Origin of the sequence: Achromobacter pestifer, from assembly GCF_013267355.1 — a bacterium.
GTDB classification, from domain to species: domain Bacteria; phylum Pseudomonadota; class Gammaproteobacteria; order Burkholderiales; family Burkholderiaceae_B; genus Achromobacter; species Achromobacter pestifer_A.
Window position 1 is genome coordinate 5,859,219 of the sequence record NZ_CP053985.1, and the last position, 13,285, is coordinate 5,872,503.

At 62.0% G+C, this 13,285-nt stretch carries 17 protein-coding genes; 11 read left to right on the forward strand and 6 right to left on the reverse strand.

What is annotated here, in order from left to right:
• Positions 1-13: 13 nt before the first annotated feature.
• Entirely contained in the window at positions 14-727 is a 714-nt protein-coding gene (locus FOC84_RS27670) for a GntR family transcriptional regulator (protein ID WP_173147911.1), read from the reverse strand.
• Between the two features lie 137 nt (positions 728-864).
• Here FOC84_RS27670 and FOC84_RS27675 point away from each other — a divergent pair, with 137 nt between their 5' ends.
• Together FOC84_RS27675 and FOC84_RS27680 are read left to right on the forward strand one after the other, a co-directional pair.
• The gene (locus FOC84_RS27675; RefSeq protein ID WP_254241799.1) at positions 865-1,923 is read left to right on the forward strand and encodes a Bug family tripartite tricarboxylate transporter substrate binding protein; all 1,059 of its coding nucleotides are present in this window, start codon (positions 865-867) and stop codon (positions 1,921-1,923) included.
• Positions 1,924-1,980: 57 nt separating this feature from the next.
• Entirely contained in the window at positions 1,981-3,171 is a 1,191-nt protein-coding gene (locus FOC84_RS27680) for a M20 aminoacylase family protein (RefSeq protein ID WP_173147913.1), read from the forward strand.
• Between the two features lie 51 nt (positions 3,172-3,222).
• On the opposite strand, the gene FOC84_RS27685 is transcribed toward FOC84_RS27680, so the two are convergent.
• Complete coding sequence (locus FOC84_RS27685; RefSeq protein WP_173147915.1) at positions 3,223-4,662, reverse strand: MFS transporter; 1,440 nt, start codon at positions 4,660-4,662, stop codon at positions 3,223-3,225.
• 48 nt (positions 4,663-4,710) lie between these two features.
• On the reverse strand, positions 4,711-5,139 hold the full coding sequence (locus FOC84_RS27690; protein ID WP_173147917.1) for a VOC family protein: 429 nt from the start codon (positions 5,137-5,139) through the stop codon (positions 4,711-4,713).
• 92 nt (positions 5,140-5,231) lie between these two features.
• Between FOC84_RS27690 and FOC84_RS27695 the strand changes: the two genes are divergently transcribed.
• From FOC84_RS27695 to FOC84_RS27725, 8 genes are all read left to right on the forward strand, one after another.
• On the forward strand, positions 5,232-5,576 hold the full coding sequence (locus FOC84_RS27695) for a GFA family protein (protein WP_173147918.1): 345 nt from the start codon (positions 5,232-5,234) through the stop codon (positions 5,574-5,576).
• 106 nt (positions 5,577-5,682) lie between these two features.
• Complete coding sequence (locus tag FOC84_RS27700; RefSeq protein ID WP_173147920.1) at positions 5,683-6,090, forward strand: carboxymuconolactone decarboxylase family protein; 408 nt, start codon at positions 5,683-5,685, stop codon at positions 6,088-6,090.
• Positions 6,091-6,099: 9 nt separating this feature from the next.
• A complete protein-coding gene (locus FOC84_RS27705; RefSeq protein ID WP_173147922.1) occupies positions 6,100-6,711 on the forward strand; it encodes an LON peptidase substrate-binding domain-containing protein in 612 nt (203 codons plus the stop codon).
• A gap of 60 nt (positions 6,712-6,771) precedes the next feature.
• Positions 6,772-7,611: a hypothetical protein gene (locus tag FOC84_RS27710; protein ID WP_173150453.1), complete on the forward strand. Its 840-nt coding sequence runs from the start codon at positions 6,772-6,774 to the stop codon at positions 7,609-7,611.
• A 240-nt stretch (positions 7,612-7,851) separates the two neighbouring features.
• Positions 7,852-8,151: a hypothetical protein gene (locus FOC84_RS27715; RefSeq protein WP_173147924.1), complete on the forward strand. Its 300-nt coding sequence runs from the start codon at positions 7,852-7,854 to the stop codon at positions 8,149-8,151.
• A 370-nt stretch (positions 8,152-8,521) separates the two neighbouring features.
• A complete protein-coding gene (locus FOC84_RS27720; RefSeq protein ID WP_173147926.1) occupies positions 8,522-8,974 on the forward strand; it encodes a hypothetical protein in 453 nt (150 codons plus the stop codon).
• Positions 8,975-9,117: 143 nt separating this feature from the next.
• Positions 9,118-9,390: a DUF6881 domain-containing protein gene (locus FOC84_RS33565; protein ID WP_367949479.1), complete on the forward strand. Its 273-nt coding sequence runs from the start codon at positions 9,118-9,120 to the stop codon at positions 9,388-9,390.
• 20 nt (positions 9,391-9,410) lie between these two features.
• Entirely contained in the window at positions 9,411-9,818 is a 408-nt protein-coding gene (locus tag FOC84_RS27725; RefSeq protein WP_173147928.1) for an SMI1/KNR4 family protein, read from the forward strand.
• Between the two features lie 176 nt (positions 9,819-9,994).
• Here the strand turns inward: FOC84_RS27725 and FOC84_RS27730 are convergent, their stop codons facing one another.
• The 3 genes from FOC84_RS27730 to FOC84_RS27740 form a co-directional block, all read right to left on the reverse strand.
• Positions 9,995-10,330 (reverse strand): hypothetical protein, encoded by a 336-nt coding sequence (locus FOC84_RS27730; protein WP_173147930.1) that lies wholly within the window; start codon positions 10,328-10,330, stop codon positions 9,995-9,997.
• 157 nt (positions 10,331-10,487) lie between these two features.
• On the reverse strand, positions 10,488-11,123 hold the full coding sequence (locus FOC84_RS27735) for an SDR family oxidoreductase (protein ID WP_173147932.1): 636 nt from the start codon (positions 11,121-11,123) through the stop codon (positions 10,488-10,490).
• A 101-nt stretch (positions 11,124-11,224) separates the two neighbouring features.
• Positions 11,225-12,145 (reverse strand): alpha/beta hydrolase, encoded by a 921-nt coding sequence (locus FOC84_RS27740; protein ID WP_173147934.1) that lies wholly within the window; start codon positions 12,143-12,145, stop codon positions 11,225-11,227.
• Between the two features lie 158 nt (positions 12,146-12,303).
• Between FOC84_RS27740 and FOC84_RS27745 the strand changes: the two genes are divergently transcribed.
• Positions 12,304-13,239, forward strand: a complete 936-nt coding sequence (locus tag FOC84_RS27745) for a LysR family transcriptional regulator (protein WP_173147936.1) — start codon at positions 12,304-12,306, stop codon at positions 13,237-13,239.
• Positions 13,240-13,285: the final 46 nt, after the last annotated feature.

The window sequence follows — 13,285 nt, forward strand, 5'->3', positions numbered from 1 at the left end:
GGCCTGCGGGTTTTCAATCGCGCGTGAACAGGTCCGGCGGCAGGCGGGCCACGGCGTCGTAGGTCAGGCGGATGTGGGCGGCCAGCAGTGCACAGGCGCGGTCCGCGTCGCGGGCCAGCGTGGCGTCCAGGATGCCTTTGTGTTCGTCGTCCAGGTCGCGCGCGATGGGCTTGCGCGTGACGGTGAGGCGGCGGTAGCGCTCGGCCTGCTGGTACAGGATGCCCAGGAAGTGATGCAGCCAGCGCGAGGGACAGGCGCGGATCAGTTCGCGGTGGAACTCGCGGTTGCGCTGCTCCCACTCTTCAAAGCGGGTGTCGGGGTCGGCGGCCAGGCGCTGCTCGGCTTTGCTCAGGCGGTGAAAGGCGGCGAGCACCGCGCTTTCCCAGTCGTCGTCGCCTAGCGCAATGGACTGGCGCAACGCCTGGGTTTCGAGCAGCACGCGGTTCTCGGTGATGTCGCGGAAATCTTCCAGCGAGATCGGCGTGACGTGGAAGCCGCGCTGACCTTGCGCGATGACCAGCGCATCGGACACCAGCAGCGCCAGCGCTTCGCGCAGCGTACCCGCGCCCACGCCGTAATCGTCCTTCAGATGCTCGACCCGCAGCCGCGAGCCCGGCGGGTGCACGCCCTGGATGATGTCGCGGCGCAGGTTGACGTAGGCCGAGCCAACCAGGGTGTTGGCCGAGGCGGAATGGGCAAGCGGGGGGAGGGTGGCGCCGTCTGACATGAGGCTACTTTATCACTGTGATAAAAAAATCTCGATAAAAATTATTGACGCCGAGATTTATGCTGCTTATCGTAGAAAAAAGGCGTCGCGATCACGACCGGCACTCAGCCGGCGGCAGACGCGCCAGGAGACTAGCAGTGACACGGCTACACGACGTCCGGCATGCCCGGCTGCGCACCCGCAATCTGTCCGAAACGCCCGCCGGCCGGCCTTTGCTGCGATTGGTGGTGCGACATATTGCGGCCTGCGCCGCCGCCTTGGCCGCGTTGGCCGCCAGCCCCGTGGCCAGCGCCGACAACTGGCCGTCGCGGCCCGTGACCATCCTGGTCAACGGCGGCCCCGGCAGCCTGCCGGACCTGTTTGCCCGGCCTCTGGCCGAACGCCTGCACCACGCCCTGGGCCAGCCCGTGGTGGTTGAAAACAAGCCGGGCGCAGGCGGCATGCTGGCGATGCAGCAGCTGAAATCCGCGCCGGCCGACGGCCACACGCTGGCCCTGGTCACCAACGCCCACCTGGTGTGGAACCCCTACATTTTTCCGGCCCTGACCTACGATCCGGCGCGCGACCTGCAGCCCGTCAGTCCGCTGGCGGTCATCCCCATGGCGCTGACGGTCAACGACAAGCTCCAGGCCAAGTCCCTGGACCAGTTGCTGGCGCTGGCGCGCCAGAAGCCCGGCCGGCTGAACTACGCGTCCTCGGGCAACGGCAGCCCGCCTCACGTGCTGTTCGAGATGCTGCGCGAACAGGCCGGCGTCGACATCATGCACGTCCCGTTCAAGACCGGCACCGGCGCGCTGAATTCGGTGCTGGCGGGCGACACGGAAATCTACTTCGCCGGCACCGCCCTGGTGGAACCCATGGTCAAGGAAGGACGCCTGCGCGTGCTGGCCATGAGCGAAACCGTGCCCGACGCGGCCTTCGGCAAGGCGCCGACGCTGGCCGCCAGCCATTTCACGGGCTTCGAGGGCGCGGTGTGGCTGGGCGTGGCCGCGCGCGCCGGCACGCCGGACGCCATCGTGCAACGGCTCAACGAAGAAATCGGCCGCGCGCAGCAGGACGGCGCGCTCAAGCAGATGTACGCCAGCCACGGCTCCTTGCCGTACCATCTGGCGGCGGCGGCCTTCGCCCAGCGCGTCGCAGCCGAGCGGGACACTTCCGGTCCCGTGCTGCGCAAGCTGGGCATCAAGCCCGATTGAACTCCCTTCTTCCAACCCTAGTATCCCGGGCTCCGCTTGCGGAGCCCGCAGCAGCTTATGAACCTGATCGAAGAGATTGTTGAAAACTCCCCGTCCATCCGCGACATCCGCAGGGACATCCATGCGCATCCGGAACTGGCGTTCGAAGAGAACCGCACCTCCGACCTGGTGGCCCAGTTGCTGGAAAGCTGGGGCATCCCGGTGCATCGCGGCTTCGGCAAGACCGGCCTGGTGGGCGTGATCCGCAACGGCGACTCCGGGCGCACGCTGGGCCTGCGCGCCGACATGGACGCGCTGCCCATGCACGAGGTCAACCAGTTCAGCCACGCCAGCAAGCATCCCGGCGTCATGCACGCCTGCGGCCACGACGGTCATACCGCCATGCTGCTGGGCGCGGCCCAGCACCTGGCGCACCATCGCAACTTCGACGGCACCGTCTACCTGATCTTCCAGCCCGCCGAAGAGCGCGGCGGCGGCGCGCGCGAAATGATGCGCGATGGCCTGTTCGAGAAATTCCCCATGGAGGCGGTGTTCGGCATGCACAACATGCCCGGCATCCCGGTCGGCTGCTTCGCCTCGTCGGCGGGGCCGGTGCTGGCGTCCAACAGCGAGTTCCACGTGACCATCCGCGGCAAGGGCGGCCACGCGGCCATGCCGCATCTGGCCATTGATCCCATTCCTGCGGCGGCCCAGATGATCGAGGCCTTCCAGACCATCATCAGCCGCAACAAGAAACCGCTGGAGACGGCCGTCATCTCGGTGACGACGGTACAGGCGGGCGGGGTGGTCAACGTCATCCCCGACACCTGCGAACTGCGCGGCACGGTGCGCGCCTATACCCGCGAAACCCTGGACCTGATCGAGCGCCGCATGGGCGAGGTCGCGCAGCACGTGGCCGGCATGTTCGGCGCCCAGTGCGACTTCGTCTTTACGCGGCATTACCCCTCGACCATCAACCACGAAGCCGAGACCGCCTTCATGCGCACTGCGCTGACCGAGGTGGTGGGCCAAGAGCGCGTGCTGGCGCAGGCGCCCATCATGGCGGCCGAGGACTTTTCCTTCATGCTGGAAGAGGTGCCCGGCAGCTATTGCTTCATCGGCAACGGCGAAGGCGATCACCGCGAGCCCGGCCATGGCGAAGGTCCGTGCCTGGTCCACAACACCAGCTACGACTTCAACGACGCGCTGCTGCCCATCGGCGCCAGCGCCTTCGTGAAGCTGGCTGAGAACTGGATGCCGCGCAAGTAGCGGCGCGACAGCCCCGGTGGCGGTCGCGCCGGGGCCACGCGGCCATCAGCCTCAGTGGCTGGAACCGGCCTGGACCGATAGTTCGTGGTTGCGTGTGCGCACCAGCAGCGCGCTGAGCGCAGCGGCCAGCCCTGCGATCAAGGCCCCCGCCAGGAAGGTCAGCTGATAGCCGCCATTCAGCGCCAAGGCCGGCGCCGCGCCAGCCGCCGCCAATCCCGCGCTGCGAGCTGCGGCCAGGCTGGCCAGCACCGCCAGCCCCAGTGCGCCGCCCATCATGAAAGCCGTGTTGACCACGCCCGAGGCCAGGCCGGACTGGCTGGGTTCCACGTCGCTCATCGCGGCCAGCAGCATCGGATTGAAGGCCACGCCCGCGCCCAGGCCCAGCAGCAGCATGGCCGGCAGAACGTCGACGGCGAAGCTGCCGTCCGCCGGCGCGCGCGCGAACAGCGCCAGCCCCAGCGCGGCAATGAACAGGCCCGTGGCCAGCGGCCCGCGGATGCCAAAGCGCATCACCAGCTTGGCCGACAGGCCCAGCGAGAATGCCGCCATGATGAGGTTGGCCGGCAAAAAGGCCAGCCCGACCTCCATGGGGCTGTAGCCCAGCACCAGCTGCATGTACAACGCCGATACGAAGAACCACGCGAACATGGCCGCGGCCCACAGTACGCCGACAACGTTGGCCGTGGCCACGTTGCGCAGGCGGAACAGCCCCAGCGGCATCAACGGCGATTCGACGCGCGCCTCGATGGTCAGGAACAGCACCATCAGCGCGGCCGCCGCGCCCAGCAGGGTCAGCGATTGCGCCGACGTCCAGCCGGCCTCGTTGCCGTTGACCACCGCATACACCGCCAGCATCAGCGAGGCGGTGACGCTGAGCGCCCCGGCCACGTCCAACCGGGCGCCCGCGGCGGCGGGCGGCGCGGCCGGAATCAGCCGCAGGCACAGCGCATAGACCACCACGCCGATAGGCAGGTTCACCAGGAAGATCCAATGCCAGGACAGCGCGCTGGTCAGCAGCCCGCCCAGCAGCACGCCGATGCTGCCGCCGCCCGCGCAGACAAAGCCATACACGCCCATGGCGCGCGCCCGTTCCCCGGTTTCGGTGAACAGATTCATGATGAGCGACAGCGCCACCGCCGACACCACCGCGCCGCCCAGTCCCTGCGCCGCGCGCGCGCCGATCAGCAGGGCCTGGTTCTGCGCCAGGCCACAGGCCAGCGAGGCCACGGTGAAGACCACCAGGCCCACCAGAAACATGCGGCGATGTCCCAGCAGATCGCCCAGCCGCCCGCCCAGCAGCAGGAAGCCGCCGAAGGTCAGCATGTAGGCATTCACCACCCAGACCAGCGAGGTTTCCGTGAAATGCAGGTCTTCGCGGATGGAGGGCAGGGCGACGTTCACGATGGTGGTGTCCAGCACGATCATCAACACGCCCAGGCAAAGCACCATCAGCGCCCACCAGCGTTGCTGGCCGTGTATTCCATGCGTCATCAGTTCTTGCTCCTTGGATGGCGGCTCGATCCGCCGCCTGGCTTTTTCTTAGTGGGAGACGCGCCCGCCGCTGATCATCCAGCGCGTGCCGTAGCGGTCTATCAGCGAGCCATGGGCCTCGGCCCAGAAGGTCTTCTGCAGCGGCATGGTGATGCTGCCGCCATCCGCCAGCAGGTCGAAGACGCGCTGCGCGTCCGAGACCGTGGGATAGGCCAAAGACAGCGCCACGCCCTGCTTGCCTGGGTAGGGATGGCCGGCAGTGGCGTCGCTGCCCATCAGCGTCTGCTCGTCCAGGCCCAGGCGGGCGTGCATGATGCGCCCCGCGTCTTCCTCGGACAGGGCCGGCATGGCGGCGTCGGGCGGCGCGTCCGCGTAGCGGATCATGGCCTCCATCCGCCCGCCCAGCACGCGCTCGTAGAAGTGCATGGCCTCGGCGCAATTGCCGTCAAAGCTGAGGTAGGCGGATAGTTGGGGCATGATGTCTCCAGAGTGACGAGCGGACCGCGCCATGACGGCCGGCGCCGCTCTATGATGGAAGCCCGACCCGACGTTAACGAAGGAGCCCGGCCATGCTGAAAGGAAGCTGCCATTGCGGACAGATCGCGTTCGAAGTCGATGGCGAACCGTCCCAGGTACTGGAATGCAATTGCTCGCACTGCAGCCGCAAAGGCTATCTGCTGTGGTTCGTGCCCCGCGCCAGCGTGCGTCTCACCACGCCCGCCAGCGGCATGTCGACCTACCGGTTCAACAAGCACGTGATTTCACACCACTTCTGCGCCAATTGCGGCTGCGCGCCATTCGGCTTCGGCGTGGGTCCCAAGGGCGAAGAGACAGCGGCGGTGAACGTGCGCTGCCTGGAAAACGTGGATCTGAACGCCTGGCCCCGCATTCCGTACGACGGCCGCAGCATCTGAGCGCCGCGAACCGCGCTACATCATAGGGCAAGCGCGTGCCGCGCGATATGGCGAGCGCGTGACATGTCTTTTCATCGAATTGAACTAGTTTTCAGGGAAGCGCCGCATGAGCACCGTAAAACTGCTGTCCGACGACGACGTCCGCAAAAATCCGCAAGCCTGGGCCGTGTTCGAGGACATCCGCGCCACGCGCAAGTCGGACTTCGTCAACAACTTCTGGCGCGTCCTGGCCAACGATCCGCCGCAGCTGGAGCGGGTCTGGGGCCAGCTCAAGCTAGTCATGATGGCGGACGGCGAACTCTCGCCGCTGGTGCGCGAAATGATCTATATCGCCGTGTCCACCGCCAACGGCTGCACCTACTGCATCCATTCCCACACCGCCGCCGCCCGCGCCAAGGGCATGACCGACGGCCAGCATGCCGAACTGCTGGGCGTGATCGGCATGGCCGCGCAGACCAACGCCATGGTCACCGCCATGCAGGTGCCCGTCGACGAGGCATTCATCGTGAAATAGGAGGCCGCCATGTCTCTGATCCCGCTGTTTCCGCTATCCAACGCGCTGTTTCCCGCCGGCGTGCTGCACCTGCGCATCTTCGAGGTGCGCTACCTGGACATGATCCGCCGCTGCATCGCGGACGGCAGCGAATTCGGCGTGGTCGGCCTGTTGTCGGGCCAGGAGGTCCGCACCCCCGAAGGCACGGAGACCCTGGCCCCCGTGGGCACCATGGCGCGCATCGACGCCTGGGACGCACCCATGCCGGCCCTGCTGGAACTGCGCTGCGTCGGCACCAGCCGCTTCCGGCTGCTTTCCAGCGAGGTGGCAAAATACGGCCTTTGGATGGGCCAGGCCGAGCCCATCCCCGACGACCCGCCCGCGCCCGTGCCGGCCGCCATGCAGCCCAGCGCCGACGCGCTGGGACGCTTGGTGGCCCAATGGCAGCAAGACGGCGTGTCTCCTGAAAGAATGCCCCTGGGCCCGCCATTCCGGCTGGACGACAGCGGCTGGGTCGCGGATCGCTGGTGCGAACTGCTGCCGCTGCCGCCGGACGACAAGGTCACCTTGCTGGGCATGACGGACCCGGTGGCGCGGCTGGCGGCCATTCAGGACGTGCTGCGGGGACAGGGGCTGGCTTAGGGCAGATGCAAGGGGCCTCGTATTGCGTACGGGGCCAGGACGTAACCGTATTTGGACACCATGGAAATCAGGATAGACGAGGGCCTGCGCGCCTATATAGACCCCTTGACCGACGACGAACGCGAGGCGCTGGAGCGCAGCCTGCTGGCCGAAGGCTGTCGCGATGCCCTGGTGCTGTGGGGCGACTTGCTGGTCGACGGCCACAACCGCCATGCGCTCTGCATGAAGCACGGCATCCCTTTCGAGACACGGCAGAACACCTCGTTCAAATCCGTGGAGGACGTGCATCTCTGGATGATCGAGAACCACCTGGGCCGGCGCAGCGTGTCGGATTTCCAGCGCGGGGTGCTGGCGCTGCGCAAGAAGGAAATCCTGCAAGCGCGCACCGCCTCGGCGCCCGCGCCTGACGATCCGCCCTGGGACGAAGATTCCGGCGAACCGCCGCCGCTGCCGGCCGCAGTCGTGTCGCAGGCGCTGAGCCGGCAGGCGCTGGCTCGGGCTGCGCGTATCAGCAGCAATACCTTGGGGCAGATCGAGAAGATCCAGAAGGCTGCGGCGCCGGAATTGGTGCGGGCGGTGAAGGATGGGGCTATCTCCATCAACGCTGCGGCAGCGGTGGCGACGTTGCCGCCCGAGCGGCAGGCTGCGGCCGTGGCTGGCGGCCGGAAGGAGTTACAGCAGGCCGCCCGCGAAGTCCGTCAGGCCAAGGCTCCGCCGCCGCGGGAGGCAGTGCCGGATATTCCTATCGAGAATATTGCTGATTTGCCGGCGGAGGTGGCGCGGTTACGGGAGTTGCTGACCCGGCTGACGGACGAAAGGGATCAGCTTAAGAAGAAGGTGATGCATTTGACGGTGGCGCTGGCTGAGGCGAGGAACGCGTCGGGGGGAGGGGATGATTGACGGCTTGGGTGGCGTAGGGGGCGGGAACTGATTGCCAAGCACAAGCTTTGGACCGGGGCATTAGTCAGCACGGAGGAAGGTTCCAGCGGATAGTCGCATTGTGGTAGTTATCGTGACTGAAGAGAGTCTGACTGATGAAATGCGCCACTTCCTTGATTACCACGGTCGGAGGCGGCGCCCGCCGTCAATCTGATGCAGGTTTCAGCCTCAAGCAACCTACCTTTTCCTGTTCTCGAGAAAATGACAAATACCGACCTACCGATCAATCCATCCGAGCTGGTGATCCATCTCGAACGACCTATGGATCAGTTGCCCCTCGACGGCCCTTCAGCCAGAGAAATTGTGATCGCTGGTCTAAAGTGGCCAACGGAATATTGGCCTCAGTTGGCATTGGCCTGGCTTGAAGAAGGACTTTCCATTGATGAGGAGATAGCCGCTCTGCTCCTGGCGGTCTCTCGCCAGCGTGTTTTCCCTCAGCGCCTCAGGCATCAAGCATTCGCCATGGCGAGGCGGTGGCAAAAGAAAAGACCCTTGCCCTAGTTTTGAGATTCGTCTTTCTGTATAGCGGACAGAGAAACGGAAATGGCGCAGCAATACAGGCAGCAAGGGCATGTCGCTTCTGGCAAACGCGAAGGGCTGCCAGGGTCGAAAGCAGTCGTCGTGCTTATTGCGGGCTATTCACCAAACACTTGCTAAAAAGGGTGTCAACCTAAAATTTCACTAGTTCAGAGCTGAGAAATTGTAGTTTGAAATCCTCTCCAAGGGATAAGACTGGAGCTAAGCACGCGCTGATGACCTATCAATCAAAAGCCAGGCTCGTCCTTTACAGAAAACCATTGATTAAGAGTGATTTTCCCCGAGATTTGCGGAAATATCTTAATATATCATATATTAAATTCGCGAGGCAAAAGTGGAAGAAATTTCGATCAAGTGGGAGCCCGTAAATACGGTTCCGTTGCGGGATATCGAAAAAGCGATCGGCCCTCTGGTTTTCAATAGGGGAGGGGTTTCTATTATGAAAAATGGAACTCTTCTTTTTATTAAGAAATCTGACGATGATTGCAAAAATGCATGTTTGGCATTGAGCGAGGCTAAGTATTTGACCGATTTTAGGGTCAAGCACATCTCCGACGGGAATTTTTTAGTAGCCTTGCACGGAGCAATAGGAGTTTTTGTCGGAAGAGGGGAGCTGTCGGAAAATATCGAAGAAATAAAAACCAGAATGGACGAGCTGAAATTCCCCGGTGAAGACCTGATCGTTCCACAAGGATGGGCGGAGGAGGATTTTTTGGCAGGATTGTACGGCAGGGGGAAACTGCAGAGAGATATTCGTGAACAGAATTTTTATGCTCGTATAGATTGAGAATATTAATGGTTGGCGAAATTTTAAAAAATTGAAACGGAATCAATGTGTAAGACCGTCGCGGACAAAATTGCTTGTGTAGTTCTTAGTAAGATGGTGTTGAGCTTGGAAGGAAGAGCAATGAAGAGCGGCGCACTGACACGATGCGATATTTAAAGGTGAGGTGGATTCACGAGTATTTGGACGAGCCTTTATTGATCTATAGCGAGATAGACGTTGATGGATTCGAGGTGAGGAAGGTGGATGTGCTGCGAGATGGACGAATGCACTTCGCCGATGGAGGTTGTAGCGAGGGAGGGTGCGGGCTAAGTAAAGAGCCGCTTCCGAGCAATGATGAAATCTCTAGTGATAAGCAATTTGAATTGAAGGAGATATCGAGAGACGATTTTAATAAAATATGGTCGAAAAAAATCTAAGGTGTTCAAGAGGAGGGTAAATGGATTCCCTTGACAAGAAAGATTGGACGGGGGGCGTCGGCGCCTCGGCTTCAGCCCTAAGCCAATTGCAGAAATTGGCACATGCAGAAATCCCCAGTGGTTACTACGAATTCCTCGCTGTGAGCGACGGAGGCGAAGGGCCTCTACCGGTTGCACCCTATAACGCGTGCTTGGATAACGTTGGGATGATGCTGCGCGAGGTGTCCGACAGGTGGCATCAAGAGTGGGTCACTGAGGGTTTCTTCCCAATAGGTGGAAACGGTGCGGGTGAACTCATCGGCTTCGATTTAAGAAATCCTGCGCCGTTCGCGATTATCTACGTTGATATGATCGCAGGTGTGGATAGTGCCGAGGTGATTGCGCTGAACTGGGAAAAATTCAGTGAGTTGCTAGGACGCCAGAGTTGAAATCCGCGTTATTGTGGAAAAAAGGTAACGAATTTCAATTCTGAAAAAGTGCGATCCGGAATGTTCTTGCGCAGATAAAAAAAGCCCCTGCTCGAATATGCGGCCGGGGCTTGTATTGCGGCACTAGCTGTAGACCGAAGAATGCCAAAGAATACACGCTGGTCGTAGTTTTACATCTAACGCACTCTTGGTATGCCTGGGAGACGGTCCTCGTGAGACTCGCCCAGGAGGATTAAATCGAAGGTCATATAAAGCGTGCCCGCCATCTGACTGACAAGGGCACTATCTTGCGAGTACGGGGCTTCGTTCTCAAGGATCTTGGCTGTGATGTAGAGGTCGTTGATGATATTTCGCGGCAACTGCTCAGCTCCCCTCAGTAGCCTCGCCAGCTCTCTGGATGCTTTATCCAGACGCTCGAATGCCTGCCGCTTGATCTCTTTGGTAGTTTGCAGCGCCATGACAAATTCTGCTCCACTACTCCGCAAATCTGCTGCTACGTCTTCAATAGTCATAAATTCTCTCCAGACCCCAATGTTTGGTCAAGATATCCGGCTATCATTTTTATCGCAATTTGTTGTCTGGCAGCCATTTTTTTCCCATCATGCTTCTTTCCTCCGGGAGAGCATACTCGACGGCATTAATTTCCCGTCTGTCTAGAGACGCTTCAAATCAAGCGAAAGCGGGCTTGTCGCCATCGCTATTGGGCTTGTTCACCCCCACGTTGGCCCGCATCAGCCGTTCAGGGTGCCTCACCAGTTCCGTCACCAACGCTGCCACGCTCTTGCGCGATACTTCGGTGCCCCTGAATGGCTCGTCCCGGCCGGTGATCTCGTAGTCCACTTCGTCCTCGTCCTGCAGCCAGGCAGCGCGCAAGATGGTGTAGTCGGTATCGGATGCCTCGATCAGATCCGCCGACTTGCGGTAAGGCGTCAGATACTGACCGATCTCGTGGCGGTTCCATTCGCCGAACTGACCAGGCACTTCGTCATAGATGCCCAGCGAGTTCACGATGATCAGGCGCTTGACGCCCTTGGACCTCATCACCGCCAGGATGTGCGCAGTCTGTTTGTCCACGTCCCCCGCGAGATTGGCATAGACCACATCCTGCCCCTCCATCAACTGGGGCAGCAGCTTCTTGTCCATCACGTCGCCGATGGCGATCCTGGCGTTGCTGGGTTCCGCGCCGGTGAGCTTCTTGGGATCGCGCACCAGCAGGGTCTGTTCGATATTCTGGCGTTCGCCCAGCATCCGTACGACCCAGCGGGCAATCTGGCCGCTCGCGCCCAGGATCAATACCTTGGTCATGTTGTTCCTCTCCAAATGAATCGGCCCAGCCGTCTCCGGCAAGGCCGATGGCTTGTTCTCGCAGACAGCCGCGGAGCCGCAGGCTCGCGCTCTGCCCGCGTTTACAGGTTTTCCTGATAGAAGGGGATCAGCTTGGCCAACGCCTGGCCGACCGGCTCGGGCTTGTCGTACAGGTCGTAATGCGACCAGCCTTCGACCACTACCAATTCCTTCTTCTTCGAGGCGGCGCGGCCGATGATCTCGCAGCCGTCGCGGTAAGCGCCAAAAGCCCCGACCTGATCGCCGACCACCACCATCAGGGGCTGCGTCAACAAGGTCTCGCAAAGGTGAAAAGCATCCCAGCCTATGGCCGCGGACTGGTGCGAGAACAGCGCACGGTTCAGGCCATTGGGCGCGCGGCCACGGTCACTGCGGTAGTACTCGGTGGCGCCCAGCACGTCAATTTCCTTGATGCCCGCTTCCTTGGCAGCTTCGGGCGAAGGCGGCAGCAGGTCGTCCACGCGCAGCGCGGCCCCCCGGGCCTCTGCCGTGCGCTGTTTGGCCATGGCCTCCAACGCGCCGATCGGATCAAAGCCGCTGAAGCCTTCGCGCATCAGACGGCCATAGTTGGCGCCCGTGACGGTGCCCACGGCCTTGATCCGGCGCTCGGTCATGGCGGCGTTGATGGAGTACCCGCCGCCTCCGCAAATGCCCAGCACGCCGATGCGTTCTTCGTCCACATAGGGCAGCGTTACCAGGTAGTCGCACACCACCCGGAAGTCCTCGACGCGCAGCGTGGGGTCTTCGGTGAAACGCGGTTCGCCGCCACTGACGCCCTGGAAGCTGGCATCGAAGACGATAACGACGAAACCTGCCTTGGCCAGGGCCTCGCCGTAGACATTGCCCGAGGTCTGCTCCTTGCAGCTTCCTATGGGGTGCGCACTGATGATCGCCGGGTACTTCCTGGTTTTGTCGAAATCCGGCGGGAAGTGCAGGTCCGCCGCAATGTCCCAGTAGGTGTGCTTGATCTTGACGCTTTGCATGACGCGCTCCTGGTAGGCGCTGAATAGGAATTGCCGGGCCACTTTTCTCTGAAGGCTCAAACCCGAGCCCGATGGATGCACTGTACGCCGAGCGTTTGGTTAGCCATAGACCTCAATCCGAACTACAGTAGTATTTCTAAATTGACAATGAGCGCTGCATGGACCCGTCACTGCTTCCGTCCCTGGCCTGGTTCGCCCATGTGGCGCACCATCGCAGCTTCACCAAAGCCGCAGCTGAAATGGGGGTCTCCCGGGCCAATCTGTCGCAGAATGTGAAGGCACTGGAGCGCCGCTTGAACGTCAAGCTGCTGTACCGCACGACGCGGGACATGTCGCTCACCGAAGAAGGCCAGCGTCTCTATGACGTGTGGTATCCGGCATTGATCGCCGTGGAGCGCGCGGTACGCACCATGCACGACATGCGTGACGAGCCCTCAGGATTGGTGCGGGTGAACACCTCGCGCGTAGCGGCCAAAACGCTGCTGGAACCCCATTTGCAGGAGTTTTGTACGCGCTACCCCAGGCTCCAACTGGAACTGGTCATGGACGATGCGCTGGCCAACATCGTGGCCGAAGGCTGTGATGCGGGCATACGCATAGGCGAGAGCCTGGCCGAACACATGGTGGCGGTGCCGATCACGCCTGCGCTGGAAATGGCGGTAGTGGCCACGCCCGCATACTTCGAGCAACATGGTTCGCCCGCCACGCCGGCAGACCTGTCCCGGCACAACTGCCTGCGTTTCAGGCAGACCCGAGGTGCGATCCATCCATGGGAATTCACCTCGCCCGAGGCAGGCGGGCACACCTTCACCGTGGAGCCTCAGGGTCGCATCATCACCAACGACGACGATGGAATGATCCGTGCCGCATTGCAAGGCGCTGGGCTCATGCAGCATATCGACATTGCTGTCCGGCAACACCTGGAGTCCGGCGCGCTGGTGCGTGTGCTGCACAACTGGTGCAAGCCTTTCGCGGGGTTCTATATTTATGCGCCGACTCGGGCGCAGATGCCTGCCAAGGTACGCGCGTTGATTGATTTCTTGGTTGAGAAGCGCGAGGGCATGACAGGTCTGCGAAAGTCCCTTCTTAGGTAGGAGCGGGGGCATCGAGTGGTTTGATCACGCCGACTGTTAGCCGAAG

What these genes read in the sequence shown, in the direction of transcription:
- FOC84_RS27670 (WP_173147911.1), bottom strand. Translation starts at nt 727, where the DNA reads ATGTCAGACGGCGCCACCCTCCCCCCGCTTGCCCATTCCGCCTCGGCC.
- FOC84_RS27680 (WP_173147913.1), top strand. Translation starts at nt 1,981, where the DNA reads ATGAACCTGATCGAAGAGATTGTTGAAAACTCCCCGTCCATCCGCGAC.
- FOC84_RS27685 (WP_173147915.1), bottom strand. Translation starts at nt 4,662, where the DNA reads ATGACGCATGGAATACACGGCCAGCAACGCTGGTGGGCGCTGATGGTG.
- FOC84_RS27690 (WP_173147917.1), bottom strand. Translation starts at nt 5,139, where the DNA reads ATGCCCCAACTATCCGCCTACCTCAGCTTTGACGGCAATTGCGCCGAG.
- FOC84_RS27695 (WP_173147918.1), top strand. Translation starts at nt 5,232, where the DNA reads ATGCTGAAAGGAAGCTGCCATTGCGGACAGATCGCGTTCGAAGTCGAT.
- FOC84_RS27700 (WP_173147920.1), top strand. Translation starts at nt 5,683, where the DNA reads ATGAGCACCGTAAAACTGCTGTCCGACGACGACGTCCGCAAAAATCCG.
- FOC84_RS27705 (WP_173147922.1), top strand. Translation starts at nt 6,100, where the DNA reads ATGTCTCTGATCCCGCTGTTTCCGCTATCCAACGCGCTGTTTCCCGCC.
- FOC84_RS27710 (WP_173150453.1), top strand. Translation starts at nt 6,772, where the DNA reads ATGGAAATCAGGATAGACGAGGGCCTGCGCGCCTATATAGACCCCTTG.
- FOC84_RS27715 (WP_173147924.1), top strand. Translation starts at nt 7,852, where the DNA reads ATGACAAATACCGACCTACCGATCAATCCATCCGAGCTGGTGATCCAT.
- FOC84_RS33565 (WP_367949479.1), top strand. Translation starts at nt 9,118, where the DNA reads ATGCGATATTTAAAGGTGAGGTGGATTCACGAGTATTTGGACGAGCCT.
- FOC84_RS27725 (WP_173147928.1), top strand. Translation starts at nt 9,411, where the DNA reads ATGGATTCCCTTGACAAGAAAGATTGGACGGGGGGCGTCGGCGCCTCG.
- FOC84_RS27730 (WP_173147930.1), bottom strand. Translation starts at nt 10,330, where the DNA reads ATGACTATTGAAGACGTAGCAGCAGATTTGCGGAGTAGTGGAGCAGAA.
- FOC84_RS27735 (WP_173147932.1), bottom strand. Translation starts at nt 11,123, where the DNA reads ATGACCAAGGTATTGATCCTGGGCGCGAGCGGCCAGATTGCCCGCTGG.
- FOC84_RS27740 (WP_173147934.1), bottom strand. Translation starts at nt 12,145, where the DNA reads ATGCAAAGCGTCAAGATCAAGCACACCTACTGGGACATTGCGGCGGAC.
- FOC84_RS27745 (WP_173147936.1), top strand. Translation starts at nt 12,304, where the DNA reads ATGGACCCGTCACTGCTTCCGTCCCTGGCCTGGTTCGCCCATGTGGCG.